Annotated in this window: 11 protein-coding genes and 1 pseudogene; 6 read left to right on the top strand and 6 right to left on the bottom strand. The window is 52.0% G+C overall.

The features are described from left to right. Positions 1–14: 14 nt before the first annotated feature. Positions 15–908, bottom strand: coding sequence for a LysR substrate-binding domain-containing protein (locus G7009_RS23020; protein WP_181132405.1), 894 nt, complete (start codon positions 906–908; stop codon positions 15–17). Between the two features lie 125 nt (positions 909–1033). Between G7009_RS23020 and G7009_RS23015 the strand changes: the two genes are divergently transcribed. Continuing rightward, positions 1034–1462 carry a hypothetical protein gene (locus tag G7009_RS23015; protein ID WP_181132404.1) on the top strand — a complete coding sequence of 143 codons (429 nt, stop codon included), beginning with the start codon at positions 1034–1036 and terminating at the stop codon, positions 1460–1462. Between the two features lie 395 nt (positions 1463–1857). Here G7009_RS23015 and G7009_RS23010 read toward each other — a convergent pair whose 3' ends face one another. Together G7009_RS23010 and G7009_RS23005 are read right to left on the bottom strand one after the other, a co-directional pair. Next, positions 1858–3573, bottom strand: coding sequence for a UvrD-helicase domain-containing protein (locus tag G7009_RS23010; RefSeq protein ID WP_258198038.1), 1716 nt, complete (start codon positions 3571–3573; stop codon positions 1858–1860). Between the two features lie 6 nt (positions 3574–3579). Then, positions 3580–5391, bottom strand: a complete 1812-nt coding sequence (locus tag G7009_RS23005; RefSeq protein WP_181132402.1) for an ATP-dependent nuclease — start codon at positions 5389–5391, stop codon at positions 3580–3582. Positions 5392–5565: 174 nt separating this feature from the next. Between G7009_RS23005 and G7009_RS23000 the strand changes: the two genes are divergently transcribed. Continuing rightward, positions 5566–6282 (top strand): GIY-YIG nuclease family protein, encoded by a 717-nt coding sequence (locus tag G7009_RS23000; RefSeq protein ID WP_181132401.1) that lies wholly within the window; start codon positions 5566–5568, stop codon positions 6280–6282. 108 nt (positions 6283–6390) lie between these two features. Further along, positions 6391–6861, top strand: a complete 471-nt coding sequence (locus G7009_RS22995; RefSeq protein WP_181132400.1) for an antitoxin Xre/MbcA/ParS toxin-binding domain-containing protein — start codon at positions 6391–6393, stop codon at positions 6859–6861. 383 nt (positions 6862–7244) lie between these two features. Here G7009_RS22995 and G7009_RS22990 read toward each other — a convergent pair whose 3' ends face one another. Next, positions 7245–8285, bottom strand: coding sequence for a hypothetical protein (locus G7009_RS22990; protein WP_181132399.1), 1041 nt, complete (start codon positions 8283–8285; stop codon positions 7245–7247). Positions 8286–8426: 141 nt separating this feature from the next. Between G7009_RS22990 and G7009_RS22985 the strand changes: the two genes are divergently transcribed. Beyond that, positions 8427–9287 carry a potassium channel family protein gene (locus tag G7009_RS22985; protein WP_181132398.1) on the top strand — a complete coding sequence of 287 codons (861 nt, stop codon included), beginning with the start codon at positions 8427–8429 and terminating at the stop codon, positions 9285–9287. Between the two features lie 184 nt (positions 9288–9471). Continuing rightward, positions 9472–10267: pseudogene (locus G7009_RS22980) on the top strand (IS5 family transposase). A gap of 295 nt (positions 10268–10562) precedes the next feature. On the opposite strand, the gene G7009_RS22975 reads toward G7009_RS22980, so the two are convergent. Together G7009_RS22975 and G7009_RS22970 are read right to left on the bottom strand one after the other, a co-directional pair. Further along, positions 10563–11252, bottom strand: a complete 690-nt coding sequence (locus tag G7009_RS22975; protein WP_181132397.1) for a hypothetical protein — start codon at positions 11250–11252, stop codon at positions 10563–10565. A gap of 282 nt (positions 11253–11534) precedes the next feature. Further along, entirely contained in the window at positions 11535–12371 is an 837-nt protein-coding gene (locus G7009_RS22970) for a hypothetical protein (protein ID WP_181132396.1), read from the bottom strand. A gap of 774 nt (positions 12372–13145) precedes the next feature. Here G7009_RS22970 and G7009_RS22965 point away from each other — a divergent pair. Then, positions 13146–13481 carry a GrlR family regulatory protein gene (locus G7009_RS22965; protein WP_181132395.1) on the top strand — a complete coding sequence of 112 codons (336 nt, stop codon included), beginning with the start codon at positions 13146–13148 and terminating at the stop codon, positions 13479–13481. The last annotated feature ends 1080 nt before the right edge of the window (positions 13482–14561 follow it).

Raw genomic sequence — 14561 nt, 5'->3', positions numbered from 1 at the left:
ACCTTGCCGATAGCTCAACTATCGGCTGCCTGGCGTTTCAGCCAGTCCTTGACGACCTGCAGAGCCGGAGATTCCTTGGCCCTGCGCGGCCATACAAGATAGAACGCTTTGTCGAGCCGCAGTTGCTGGGGAGACATCTGGACGAGCCGTCCTGCGGCGATATCCTGCTTTACGAATGCATGACTGGCCAAGGTAATGCCCTGTCCATTGATAGCAGCCTCGATCGCCAGCGAAGTCTGGTTGAAACGCATGTTCTTGCCGGTGGCCTGCGTGTGTTCGGGGAATAGAGCGGAGGTGAATTCGGGCCAGAAATCGTGTGCATCGTGGAGCACCAGGAAGTCTTGCAAGCGTTCGAAGCTGTCTGGCATTCCCTTGTCTTCAAGCAAGCCCGGGCTCGCCACTGCGACGATGCGTTGCTCCATCAACAGCTCGGCGTTCAGCCCGGCCCCGAACGGCGGTTGCCCGTAGCGAACGGCGATATCGACGCTATCGGTATGAAAGTGTGAAAGCCGGTCGGTCGCCAGCACCCGCAAGTCGATGTCCGGGTTGTCTTCGGCAAAGGCGCCCAGCTTCGGAATAAGCCATTTCGAGGCAAAGGTCGGGGTCACGCTGACTGTCAGATGAGACGGCTCCGGTTTCAGCAAGCGGGTTGCTTCGTCGATCATCGCCAATGCACTGCGCACGCTCCCGCTGTAGGCACGTCCCGCATCCGTCATTCCCAGCCCTCGGGGCAGGCGCTCGAACAGGCGCACCTCGAGGCTCGCCTCCAGGCCACGGATCTGCTGCGCAACGGCAGCCTGCGTCACGCCCAGTTCCTCGGCGGCCAGGCGAAAATTCAGATGACGGGCAACTACCTCGAACATGCGAAGTGCGTTGAGAGACGGCAATGCTGTGAAACCTTCTGACATGGCTGTGGAGGTTCTATCGGCTGTTGAAAGTTTGATTGGCTACAGGAACAAACGCTGCTTGATAAACGACGGCCGAAAAGCTAGTGCGCCGAGGCTAGTCCTGAAAGATTCAGAAGGAACCCAGCGTGCAGTCGGGATTGGTACCACTGCGTGCCTATGTCACTAATGAGCATCCCTGGGCTATCAATCGTCTTACCATGGTAACGCTGGCGGAATTGGCCGACCAATCCCTGTTGCTGCCGAGCAATACCAGCGTCAGCCGTTTGGAACTGGACCTGGCCATGACCCGAGAAGGTTTGTGCTATGCGTCGGTGGAGGAGGGCGATCAATCGCAAACCATTCAGGCGTTGACAGCAAACAATCGTAGTGTAGGAGTCATCACTGACTTGCCACAGTACGGCCTTTACGGAGTGTTGATCCAGGCATCTGCGCGAACGCCGGAGCTGAGCCTGGGCATCACGTTGCACGCTGCGTGGGATCCCCAGCATTACAGCACCCGAACCCTTGAAAACCTGGCGTACAGGATCAAGAAATTCTTGCACAGTACTTACTGATGCAGGCTTTTCTGGTGTGATTTCATCATCTGAAGCCGTAAGCCTCTGCAGCATTTTTTGCATTTGCCAAAAGTGAAAACCCCCGTATCGCCTAGCGATTACGGGGGTTCACAGGTCCATCAAGCACCGTGGCACGCCACGGCAACCATCAGACGTTGACATCGCACCGACTAATTGTCAGTCATGGACATTTATTTAACCGATTGTTTTGTATGGACTTGTCGCGGAAAATGAATGTCCACAGAAAATCTGAATTTCTCTTTAGCCGTCTGCTCTGGAGGTAGATCACCTTCTCCGCCTGACGGCAGCTGCGGGCAACTTCGTCCACTCAGCCGCACATCGGTAACAGCTCGATGATCCCAGGCGGCCACACCAATTGAGGCATTCTCTTGCGTTCAAAGCAACGGGCAGCGATTCCGTCCAGTCGGCGTCAAAATGGTGACCCTCTTCATTGCACGAGTGACCGCGACACGCATGGCCAAGCGGGCCTGGCGCATGCGATCTGGAGTTGCTTCGGTCGGTACAAAACGTCCCTTCATGACGCCCTCATAGAGAATGACCTCCGTGAATTCCTTTCCCTTCGACTTGTGCATGGTCATGAGATGGAGGCCCTTCCAGTCCTTGGTGACAGCTTGGAAGTGATCCTGAATAAGAGCATCTCGCACTAGCCTCTCTGCTCCTGGGTAACCTTCAGCTAAGCGCCACAACTCACCCAAACGGCTTCGAAGTAGCGATCCCTTCCCCAGCAAGCGCACATACCGGCCATCGATACCTATCTGATTGAAGGCCTGCTCGGTGCTTGAATCCAACAGCTGCCGCGTGGCAATCCAGTCAAGCTGTGGGTCGCCAGTCAATTGCAGGTCAATGCGCTGGACCGCGATGACTTGTGCGGCAGCAAGAACCCTCTTGTGCGGCACTCGACGAAGCGCTTGTCCACCGAACAATTGCTCCAGGGCGAGCACCAATTCCAAATGCTGCTTGCTGGGGGCATTCTCGCCTTTCCTACCACGCAGGTGAGCACATAAATTTCTGAGCAACCTTTCAGTAATGATTTCTGCAGTCGCGCCGCCTTCGAGAAGCGCGGCTATAGCTGTAGCAGAGAGCGCCGCAGCCTCTTGGTCGAACGCAACCTCATGGGAAAGTCTCGGCAAACTATCCGAGTCACTCGACAGATACGCGGAAACCTCTGCCATGAAGCTCTTGCTGGGCACCAGAATTGCTAGCGACCAATCACGGTCGCCTCTGTTCAGCCGCGCAATGGCGGTCAAAACGGCGAATTTGAAAGCCCGATGAAGCATCCCTTTGCGCGGGGCATAGGGTGTCACCGACACATGGGTGTAGGCTCTGCACCTATTGGCTCCTGTCAGCAGATCGTTGCCGAACTGGACAATGTCGGTCCCTGTGCTCCGGTGATTTTCCATCCCAAAAGAAAAGGAGGCGGGGCGGTAGGCGTCTTCGAACTCTTGAATCCTGCTAGCACTAGCACCGCGGAATTCGTAGATTCGTTGTTCCGGGTCAGCCAAAGCCACTACCTGGCTATGTCGAGTCAGCGCTCGAATGAAACGCCACTCATCCTCGTTCGTGTCCTGGAACTCGTCGAGGATGATAAGTGGATAGCTGTTGCCGTAGATGCGTTGCAGCGACTGGCTTCTCTCCAGCAACATGGCAGCATTGCTGGCGAACAGGTCGAAGTGCAGCAGTCCCTCCTCCTCGAGCAGCTTGGTTTTCTCCAACGCTATCTGCTCTTTGCTCAATGTGGACAATCGCGCAGCAGCCTCTGGCGGAGGAAGCAGTGATAAGGGACGCCCATTGCGTAGCAAATAGCCATGGCTGCGCAGCAAATTCCACGCGAAGCCATGGTAGGTGTTGACCTCGAGCCGAGCCTGCTCGAGTTTCGGCAGCATTTTCCCGGCCTGTTCCGCAACCCTTGCGACCGTTGCTCTGGCGAAGCTCAGGAACAGCACCTGCTGATACTCTGTGAGGTCTAGTCGGCCTAGAAATGCTTCAGCTTTAAGCAATGCGACTGTGGTTTTCCCTGAGCCAGGCCCCCCCATCACGACCAGATGGGTGGGGGAGTCAATAACATCCCGTCTAGACTGATCTAGCACCATCATCTGTTAAGGCCCGACCAAATCGAGAAGGTCATCATCCAGTTCTGGAAGTTCAGGCTCGGGCTTCTTTGGGACAATTGTGGCTGTAATGCTCTCGAGGGTGCTGACAATGAATTCCGGGAGGTGGTGTCGGGTCATGGCGGTACAAAGCAAGCTGGCAGCAGCACCATCGCCTTTCCAGCGCTTCAGCAGCACCCCTAGAATCGCTGCTACGTCATCCTTCGTGGCATCAGGGCCCGGGGCTTTGTCCCTTAGGTCTGAAGGCCAAGCACCGCTTTCAATCAGAGACGCAGCCCAACCACGCAACACTTCCTCATCGATTCCTTTGAGAACGACGTTCTCAAAACCTTTCTCAGGCGCTTGATAGGGGTAGTCGACCGACGCCCTAATAGCTTCCAATTGCTCGGGTGCCTGCTCGTCGAAAACGGCATAGACCTTCTTCCCGAGCCTGCGGTAGTAGGCACCCATCGGAGCGATCAGCGAGTCAGTCGTCGCATCGATGATTGGGATGCCCAAGGCCTCAAGCGGCATAAATGATTCTGGCTCCTGCTGATGAAGCAGTCGCGCTACGGCAGGCCAAGCGTCGTATTCTGTCCGGCCTTCGGCAATCAGCACTCGACGTGCTAGAAGGGCCTCACAAACACGCAGCCGCATATCCTGCCGGTACATTTTTGCTTTGATGCCAGGCGGGAGCCCAGCAGGCATGGCACTCAGCTCCCCATCGTTTCGGCTGATGACGATGACCTGCTCGGGTTCGAACTCTTCGAGCACGTAGGGCGAATGCGAGGTAAACAGCGCTTGGGCTGACTTGCTGCGCACCCCGTTGATGATGCGTTTCTGAATGTGCGGCGGGATTGCAATCTCAGGCTCCTCCATCGCAAAAATCACGTTTTGCTTCAGTTCCGCGATTAGCGACAGAAGTGCCAGCACCATCATGTTAATAGTACCGGTACCTTGGCTCTGAAATGGTGCTGCATGCGCTTCGCCATCACTGCGCTGCGCACCGGTTGCCATGAAGACAGTTAACGCTTTCCGCAGAGACTCACGCGTCAGTTGCGTGACTCGCATTTGGGGATCGCTGCCGTCATCGCTGGGCATGTAGCCGCGGATTGAGGCCTGCACATTCGCCAGGATGTCGTTGATCCCAATCTCAGGATCAGTTGCAACCTGCAACTGTCGAAGCTCAACTAGGAGTCCTTCCCAGATCTTGAAGTTCTTGTTGTCCTGCAACCGCAAAATAATGTCCAGGAGCGAGCCACGTTCAAGGCTCAACGCACGACTGCCGGTTCGGATCGTGCGCAGGTACAGAAAGCCACAGACACGCTTATCGGCCGTCCTGAAGAAATCGTAGGACCCATCCTGTTTCATCGGCGAACAGAAATACGTGGTGCCAGTGAAATCATCCTCATCAGCATCGTAGCTACCGACAAAAACGACGCGTAAACAGGCCTGAACCATTTGCTCGTCGGTACCCTCTGCTGGCGGGCCCCCGAGCAGATCTCCCGTACCGTTATCCCACCACTCGATGTGATCCCGGAAACGCATTTCCTGGTCCGGGTTCAGATCAGTGATCACTGCTTCAATGGTGATGTTGACTGGTTGCCCCTGTAGATCGACATATTCCCCCGCATAAAAATCGTGCTCATCAATCACTGGCCGACGCGAGAGTCGCTCGGGGCCTAGGACGAGATCAACCGCCTCCAACAACGTTGACTTACCGATGTTGTTGTCACCGACGACGACGGCATGCTTGGGCAACAAGACATCCGCACGCTTAATACCCCGAAAATTCTCAATCTGCAGCCGTGCAACCCGCATATCCGTCCGCTCCCGATCCCGTGTAAGCCTTAGATGACAAGTCTAATAGCCACCAAACAGTAGTCGAGAAATGGGTCCGGCGCGTTCTCTGGGGCTGCTTTGCTCAACGCGTGAATTGCCATACCCGCACTGTTGACCGTAGGCTCCGATTGCAAAGAGCCATCAGGAGCCCAAATGGACCGGGAAGCTATCGAACATGCCAGGCGGCTGAGGAGCACCATGCAGGCCGCGATTGATGCTGGGCTGATTCGAACTCGACAGCAGCTACTCGCAGTAGCCGCGAGCAACGACCTGAGCGTCACGCGTAACGGTCGTGACTACGCCGGCTTCCTCTGCAAGAGCGGAAAGCGGCTCAGAGTCCGATTTGACTTCAAAGACCGTCCGCCGCCAGGCCCTGAGAAAATCGTGCGTCGAACGGAGACAGGCGGCTACTGGATTTACTCGCTGACCGCACAGAGCGATGACGGTATTCGTAAAGCCTGTTACATCGGCCAGGCAGCTAACCTGCGCAAGCGCCTGCGAGAGCATTTCAATCACGCCAGAGTGGGGCACAGCTCGTACGCGCTATTTGAATGGGCAAAACATGAGCAGGTGGAGGTTCGCGCTGCCGTGTTGACTTGGGTCGCAGGCACCCAAAGCAATGCAACCTACTTTGAAGGTTATTGGCTTGAGCGTGCGCTGATGGCTGGATTTGAGGCGCCTGACGTCCAAAACTGGGGAAGGCTCCCTGAGCCTGAAAGCCTACTTGGCCAGCCAATGAGTTGGCCGGAGACAGAGGTACAAGCCAAGTCTATACCGCTCGCCGACATCATCATGAAAAAGCTCACCCTGCAGCCACTGTGTGCCAGGGAAGCGCCTCCTCATCAGGCCGAAATGGATTTCGACGCATGAGAAGGCCAGTTCATATAGCTGTGTACTCAGCCCCCTTGAGCAGCATTCTAGTGCTATGAGAGTGAAACGGATTTAATCTGGCATCCAGATCATAGGGAGGTCAGTGCAATGAGTTCATCATTATTGAGTCCTCAAGGAGGGGCGGTAGCTCAACCACCGATGTTCCTGTTGACCCAAGCTGAATCAGGAAGCTTGAGCCAACTGGACATCCTGCAGCTTGTTAAAGCTGGTTTCGCCCTGAGTGATGTCCAGGTTATGGTCCACTCGTCGTGCCTGTTCAAGGCCCGCAAGCTACTGGAGCAAATCATGGGGAAGTCTTCTCGGACTATCCAGCGGCTGAGTGCTCCCCATAACGAAGTCCGGTTGAATCCCCAGCAGAGTGCAGTCGCGGTCCAGTACGCCCAAGGCTTGGATCTTGCTGTCACGGTCTTCGGCTCTCAAGCCCTAGCCGAGCATTGGCTGGGACGGCCATGTAAGCATCTGTCAGGTATGGTTCCCTTCGAGATGCTTGATACCTCGGTGGGTTTCAAGGTTGTGATGGACTACTTGGAACGCGCTCGCTTGGGTGTATACCAGTAGCAGCGACCCTGCACGCGATCCTTCGGGGCGGATCTGCTCTCATGCGCTCGCTGACGCAAGGAGATAGGGATGAAAGTTATCGGCATAGTCGAAATTGAAGGCGTCAGTGATGTTGTTTGCGATGTCTGCCGACTCACCACGAAAAAAGCAGACCTCACATAAGTGTATCTCCCAACGCTCACTGTCATGCTTTGACCCATCCCCTTTATTCAATTAAATTGGCCACAGCTATTCGAAAATCCAGAATACCAAGAGCGAATTTTTCTCAAGCGTTAAGGAGCATCGCCGACCGGCCACTAGTTACTGCAACACAGAAATTATTCGACTATGGCCACATTGGCCTACTGCCGACGAAGTTCACAAGACCTCATTTCGTACAGCACCTAGCTGCGACGATACTTGTACATCACAGTTGTGTCCTTATAAGCGAGCTCAAAAAGTTCGTCAGTGCACTTATTCTTATCAGAAGGAATATTATAGCTCAATGAATACCCGAGCCTATGCATAAGATCAACTATAATGTTTCTCGCCATTTCCAAAACATGCATATCATTGACTGCCATCGACTGCTTAATGCTCATAAACTGAGTAAAATTCAACAACCACTGGCTAATCTTTATCATGCTTGGCTGACGAGAAAACTCCTCAGTAAGACAGATTCTATCCTCCTGCTCTTCAACTGAAACAGAAGTTGCGTTAAAATTCGCATCAATCACCATTGAGTAAAACGGCTCATCCTCTCTAAAGAGAGAATTCACATCTCGACCAATGAAAACCGAGTCATATTTCCCATAAATTTCGTGGCGCGCGACGTTTCCATCCGAGTGATCAGCCGGCTTCGGAAAGACAGTTTTTCTATAAAATGGCTCGTTAATTAGAAAGGTGTAGTCGCTCAGCATATGCGACAGATCATTACGAATTGCGGTCTGCCAATCAATCTTATTATTTTTTTTGCCCCCAAAGTGAGAAAGACAGGTGTGCGTCCAGTAACCTATAAACTCCCAGTATATTGCGACCAACAACGGCTGCCGGTGAGCCTTTGCGTATTCGCGCAGGGTATGCTTTTGCTTCGGAATTATAGTGCAATTTTGGGCGGCACCTTTTACATATTTGACGTCTACTAATAAAGGAAAGGTGTCTTTTTGAGAATTTTCAATTAGCAGTGAGTAATCTGGAATTTGGAATTTCTTTTTGTATTTCTCTGCCTGAGCTTGATGAAGTCCACTAATGTTCTTGATCCAGGGCAAAGAAGAGTACAAATGCTTATAGTTATCCTCAATAGTCAACCCACTAGTGATCCGCTTGAAATTATCCTTAACAGACTTGTTCGATATTTGGTCAAGCAGAGTGTCAAGAACCTCTGGAGAAACATCAAAGTACGTTTTTAATTGATGTAAAATATTTGCTTTTTCCATGTCACTCATCTTGCTTCCCTGCATAAATTGTGGTAATCGAAAATTATGCATCATCCGAGTAAATTTTTCAACTATGCGCGTTTTCTTGCAGATCTACTCGGAGGATGGTAGAACCATCTCTATCCATGGCTTGAGCAAGGACGGTCAACAATGTATCCAACCAATAAGCAATATATTCGATTGATAGTCAGGCTTACCCTTTATTTTTTTTTTGTAGTGTTGCTATTCGCCGTATTTTACTGGGGTCTTTCACTCGCAAAGTTTCCAGTCTTCCAAAATCTCTCATGTGTTAGCTTCAGCGATGCTTGCTATTTTAGCTTAGTAACAGTGACAACGCTCGGATACGGCGACCTGCAACCTCTGGGTTTAGCACGAGCGCTTTCAAGTATAGAAGCAGTCACCGGATTAGTTCTTGCAGGCTATTCTATTTCACAGGTGGTATCTCTCAAGCAAGAGAGGTTAATTGAACACTTGGTGGAGGAGCGTTTTGTCTTTAAATATAACGCTTGCTTAGCCAACCTAGTTGAAGGAAAGGAGCTGATCGGCGATCGTAGGCGCGAAGCTAAAGAGTTGGTAGTGCCCGCAAAAAAACACGGCGCAGATGACAGGTCAAGGATAAATGACCGCCAATTTATGTTTAACCAAGGCAATCCGTTTTATCCAGCTTTGCGAAGCATGAAAATGCTTAATGAGTGCGCGGAATACGCTCATCGTTATCAGAAGATAGCAGCACTTCGAACCACCATTGAGGCTACTTTTTATCAAATTGAAGAGCTAACAAGCATTGCGCGAAAGTATCTACTTAACTTAACCCAGCTTAAGGTTGCCTGGAAAACACCGCGAACATTAAAAATCCTAAATGACCTGCTGGAAGAAGTCGATGGTTTCGTTGAGAACTACTTTAAAGATACGCAGCTGGCTAATAAAAAATATAAGAGTGGTGTGAAGTCATATCATGAAATTTACCTTACGCGAGTCGCAGAAATTCGGTCACTAATTTCAACTGTATAAAGCCCCGTTAAAAAAAGATATAAGACTCCGTACGGTCCCCGAGTAATTTCATCAGCGCCCTTCGGGGCTAGGCTCTGTACGAAATCCCGAGAAAACCAATCGCCGCCCCTTGAACACCGAGATTTTGTAGAGTCACCCGCCATCGACGGAAAGGAATTCTGTGATGGCAAAGCGTTAGGAACTCTTGGACGTGGCCTGGGGAGTAGTCTCCGATCTCTTCATCGAAACCCATGGCCGAGGGCGGCCTCGCTTGAGCGACCGACTGATGCTTGATGGCGTGCTCTGGGGTCTCTGCTCGGGCGCTGCGTGGCGAGATATGCCGGAGCGCTTCGGCCCGTGGTCAACGGTGTATCAACGGTTTCGGGGCTGGCGAAATCAGGGGACGTTCGATCAGATGCTGAAACGCCTGCACCTGAGATTGAATGAGCAAGGCTTGATCGATCTGCAAACCTGGATGATCGACTCAACCGCAGTACGTGCAACCCGAGCCTCTTCTGGCGCCGGGAAAAAAGGGGGCCTGACGAGCCTGCCGATCACGCTCTAGGCCGCAGTCGCGGCGGCCTGACAACCAAAATCCACATGCTCTGCGACGCTAACGGGACACCGTTGCGCTTCCTACTATCTGGCGGTCAAGCCAGTGACATTCGAGCCAAAATGGCCGCCCGCGCAAACGCTGCAAATGGCTGCTTGCCGATAAAGGCTACGACGCCGACGCGCTACGCCGCTATTGCGATCAATATCGGATGCAGCCCGTCATCCCGCTGCGCTCGATGAAGCGCAAACCCAAGCCTGGCTTACCCAGGCTGTTTGATCGGCCCAAGTACCGACAGCGCAACATCATCGAGCGCATGTTTGGCTGGCTGAAAGAGAACTGCCGGATCGTGACGCGCTTCGACAAGCTCGCTAAAAGTTGCGCCGCCATTGTCTCCCTGGCTTGTTCCATGCGGTGTTTGCGACATCTCTTTTCGTACAGAGCCTAAGATGCTCCCCTGCCGCCCAAAGTGGTACGCGAGCTCAAACTGATCTGGCGCTGCGGCCATGAACCACACCTGCTGAAATCTATTTGAGATGAGATAACTCGTTGTCGAAGGGCATCATCTCGATGAGTGCGCGCCTCTCTATTACCAAGGACCGTCATTCATGATCGTGCGACTTGGAACGAAGTCTGGTGACCACGAATGACGGCCGTTGACCCATAGCTGCCTTTGTGAAGAGCGACTACGGCCTTAGCTTACGACAAAGTTTAAATCAATTCTGTGCTAACGCTTGTCAACTTCAGGGAACGATCTGGCGAGCTAATACCTCGTATAAACTCGCATAGGCCTCGAAATGAGTTGTTTGCCGCTGGATGCATTGTTGAGGGAAGTGGCGCTGTACATTTTCGAATAGCAATTTGCCTGGTGTGAAGCCTTGTGGTAAGGGCTGTGCATTAGGGGCCGCAAACTTGAATAGCTTTGCAACTAACACGAAGTCCTTCCTACACTTATCGGAAGCATGAGCGACCCGATTACGGATGGAAATCGCATATTTCAATAGGTTCAGTTGGTTACTAATACAGCTATAGGGGTGGACCGAGAAAAGGAAGTCAGCAGTTTTCACTACCCATTGGTAATCAGTGACCTTTAGGTAGTGTTTGGCAGGATCGTAGTTTGGGTTCTGGGATAGAACCACATAGGCATCTGATAATGTGGCAGAATAACCTATCTTGGCCGTCGGCTTGTAGCCTGAGTTGGTCGTAGCATTGGCAACATATCTTACAAGTGTTCCTTCCAAGAACTCTTCCCAAGAGGCAACCAATCCCATGAATGCAAGCTCAGCTACCTGAAGCACATGCGAGGGATGAATACCTTGTGATTTGGGAGAGTAGCGAGGCAACGCGTGAATCGACTGAACCAATTTTCGTGCGGTTTGAATCTCCCTGATAAAGTTGTCGCGAACGTGGTCTACCGCAATTCTACGAGTCAATATCATGCTCCCGGTTAGATTGAGGCCCGGCGCTGTAATCCCGGGTTTATCGCGAGTAGCCCAAAGGCTACTCGCTGGGTCAAATGACCTTAGTCTAGAAGCGAAAGACGACCTAGGGCTACCCTTATGATTAATGCTGCTAGCGCGCCTGCATGAACATAAAAATTGGCGTAACCACTACATGCTATGGCGCCGAAGATCATTCGCCTTCTCAGAATCTAGGCGCGGCCTAGTCATCTTGCAGCGGGACAATATTAGATTCTATTCAATGTAGCTTAGCATCTAAAAATCAAAATAAGAATCTTCTTCGCAAGATTTTATCTTGCGACCATATAAAATTGCAGCCTCATTAACTGTAAGAGCCGGCCCAAGATAGAGCTGGACCATATTCATCCTGAGAATTTTGAACTCAAAGAAACTTAGATCTATTTCAAGCTCTTCCGTAAAGCACTTCTCATAAGCTCTTGCGTCGTACCCCTTGAACTCTACGCCCAAGGATTTTAGTGCCCTAAACACCCTAACCACACCGGATATAAAAATCGGCATGATATCGAGATACACTTGCTTTTCTGGATATCGCTCAGATTTAGCCTCTGCCTGAATCTTCATAAAAGTAAGGCCTTCCGCTATGAGATTGAACCGTTTTTGGAGATCGGCCGTTTTTCCGAGCCCCAGAAGTTCTGGCGAATTCTTACTGGGATCTAGGCGAGAATATATGTCATCCAACTTGATAAAATGATGCATGCGTGATTGCTCGCCGCCCACAAATTTATGGCTCGCCAGTAAAAATGCTGCTCCCTCCAACCTCTCAGGGGCCTCGCAGAGCCACAACTCTGGGAGCAAACTGGAAAATAATGAGTGATCTCGATGATGCAACGCATTACGCAAGGCAATAAGCAAAGATGTATCCGACTGTGCAAAGTAATCGAACTCATCTTTAGAGACATCGTACAGTGTATGAAAAGCCTCTAACTTTGCTTCCCAGGCTCTATCTAAGTTCTCGATAGCTTCCTCTTTGTCAACTGCTACCAAACTCTTGTAACGAAGATGTTCCTCACCATAGATCCGCATTGTATTGGCAAGCCGACTGACCGCCCTCTGTACGATTTCCTTTTCCATGAGCCATCCTAGGAGTCATGTTGAAATATTTACGTTAGTAGCATTGAGTCGTAACTGTAACCCATTGGCTTCGCCAGAACCCGATACAACTGCTCCAGACAATAGTCGGAGCCTACTCAAAATTACAAGGCCTCCACGAGTGGCTTCTCCTAGCCGCTTGCGGTGCGACGCGAGGGACGGCGGTGCGTCGTCAGCGGCTGTTAGCGAAGGCGCCTATACCCACTAGCCAGCAGGAGTAAGTTTCCATTAGCCTCAGGACCACCATCGGCATGACTCCAAACGCTCAAAGTAGCGGGCTGCGAAATCGTCCATTCGGCGTTAGGATAATGACCTTTTTCATTGCACGAGTGACTGCGACACGCATAGGCGTGTAGGCCGGTTGCAGAATGATCCTACATGAAGAGGATTCGACTCTCGGCCGGGCGAATCCATGACTCGGGCCTTGGCCTGGAGCGTGCAAGACGCCTTGCTACCAATCTGAAACCAAATGTGAAGCATGCTGCCTAGGCTTGCCGCTCAGCAACTCCGGTGGACACCCCCTTAGCCAAGTGTTGAATGGTCTCGATGGGTAGATTTTTGCAGTGTGCTGGTCACATCCGATGCAAACGGCTGGCCAAGTTGAATGCCAACAGGTGGTTAAGTGGGATGCAAACGCCTTGTCAGTTCAGGTGCAATTTCCCAAAATTTTGCTACACACAAAGTTACAGTGCCCCACCACGCCTCTAGCCTTGGTGAACTACGCTTCTTCACTCCAATAAACCGAGGTTAATGCGTATGGCCAGTGGGATTTTTCATGTGGAGTTTCGCGCGAGCACAGGCGATTTCGGTGACGGGCTCGTGGTTGTGAAGGACGGCGCGGTGAATGGAGGCGATCCTCACTACCTCTATCAAGGGGAGGTTCCAACTCAATCTGGCGAGTTCGAGTCACGGTTTATCGTTCGGAAATATCGTAACGGTAACGTAAACGTCGTAGGCATCGACAACTACACCCTTTTGGCGAGGGGGCGCGTTGACTACGAGGGTGGCACCATCGAGCTGCGCGGAGCCGTGGAGGGACACCCTCAGCTAACCATTCAGCTAGGTGGCCGTAAAATCCAGCCGGTAGTGTGAGCCAGCGTCGATACCGCCTTCGCTTTTCACCCATACCCCTTGGGTTGTTGCTGGATAGGGGGCCTTCCCTCGACAGGCAAAGCCCAAAAAAAGACCCCGCCGATTGGCGGGGTCTTTTATTCAGTGATCCAAGCGATCAAGCATGTCCAGCACACCGCTGAACAAGCGACCAGCGTTAAGCACGCCAGGGATCACCTGCAAAGCGCGCCACACGTAGCGCAAAGGAAGTTTCAACCCCATTGGGGAAGGCTCCTAGTGCAGGAACCGGACTCCGACCGCCTCTCCGGGCTCGGCGGTCGGCTGATGATTTGTTGTCGAACGCACCATCAAGTCCGAATTCTTTGAATAGGCCCATTCCCGGCACGGTTCCACCCGTGGTTGAGGGGCCAAGCGATAGCAAGCTAGCGCGTGCCATCTTTTTACCATTGATCGGCGAGCCGACCTAGAGCAGTGGCGACTGTTTCTCGTCGGATTTTGGCATGTTTCCGACGAACGGTATGGGTGAAATACACATATCGTGTAACCCCTGTTGCTAGTAGCAACACACCTCTATCCGACGGTGTGTCTAGGTAGGCGGAAATCGCCTAAATGCCCGATTCAGCTAGCTTAACCCCCAAAATGGAGTCAAAACGCCACCAAAATGATGATGTTCAATCTTTCCGAAGAGATCCATAGAATCCCGATGAGCTTCGTAGAGATGGAGCGCTTGATCAAAAAAGGCAACGTAGGATGCTATTGCACGTGATTTAACACGTAGCTATATTCAACCCGTCGAACGTGTCATCAAGTCGCCGGTAAGCTTCTCCAAAAGCTAGCTGGCCGAGAAAGCCGCCCCTCCAAGGCGGCTTTTTTGTGCCCACCTTTCTGGGAAGCTCAGAGCAGGGATGCGCCTCCAAAGGAGTAGGGCTTCACTCTCTGCGATCCTCCAAATCTGTGCGGGCCGAGCTACTTTATGAACGAGCCCCATGAAAGACAGGACACCGTTCCGCCCTTAAGATAAGGGATAGGCAAACGGGTATGTTTATGACTAACAGCAACGACAAGGGTGGCGAACTGCTCGGCCAGGAACGCCGACGCCGC

Origin of the sequence: Pseudomonas capeferrum (assembly GCF_013523055.1) — a bacterium.
Lineage (GTDB): Bacteria > Pseudomonadota > Gammaproteobacteria > Pseudomonadales > Pseudomonadaceae > Aquipseudomonas > Aquipseudomonas capeferrum_A.
The sequence above is the reverse complement of the archived record's forward strand: the minus strand, read 5'-3'. Positions and strand labels throughout refer to the sequence as shown.